The sequence below is a fragment of the Vibrio sp. D173a genome (assembly GCF_030248475.1).
In genome coordinates this window covers 1-731 of record NZ_JAHGAH010000780.1, presented here as the reverse complement: position 1 = coordinate 731, position 731 = coordinate 1, and the positions used below count along the sequence as shown (strand labels likewise).

Genomic DNA, 731 nt, shown 5'->3' with positions numbered 1-731 from the left:
TGTTCATTAGAAGGAAACAACCTGTACCGTAGGGGTTCTTCGCTTGGCCTGCTTCTACACACATTTGACCGTAAAGTGCTGCTTGTTGGTCACCCGCGATACCTGCGATTGGAATACGAGTACCGCCTTTACCGCCAAGGTTCGTTTGACCGTATACCTCAGAAGAGCGCTTCACTTCTGGCATCATTGATGCCGGGATGCCCATCTCGTCTAGTAGCTTGCTGTCCCAACATAGGTCGTTGATGTTGAATAGCATAGTACGTGAGGCGTTAGTGTAGTCAGTTACGTGAACGCGGCCTTGAGTCATCTTCCAAACTAGCCAAGTATCCACAGTACCGAACAGTAGCTTGCCTGCTTCTGCGTCTTCGCGAGCGCCTTCAACGTTGTCTAGGATCCATTTTACTTTTGTACCTGAGAAGTACGGGTCAAGGACTAGGCCCGTATTGTCGCGTACGTAATCTTCTAGGCCACGCGATTTTAGGTCTTCACAGATGTCAGCAGTACGACGACACTGCCAAACAATCGCGTTGTAAACTGGCTTGCCCGTCTCTTTGTTCCAAACAATGGTCGTTTCACGTTGGTTGGTAATACCGATACCAGCCAGTTCGTCACTGCGGATACCCGCTTTAGCAAGTGCTTCAACCAGCGTTGAGCTTTGCGTTGCCCAAATCTCCATTGGGTCGTGCTCTACCCAGCCCGCTTTTGGATAGATTTGAGTAAACTCTCGTTGA

1 protein-coding gene is annotated in these 731 nt (G+C 49.7%); it reads right to left on the bottom strand.

All coding sequences use genetic code 11. From position 1 onward, the window contains the following. A partial coding sequence (locus KIV40_RS29230; protein WP_285352734.1) for an FGGY family carbohydrate kinase occupies window positions 1-731 on the bottom strand: 731 nt, incomplete at both ends.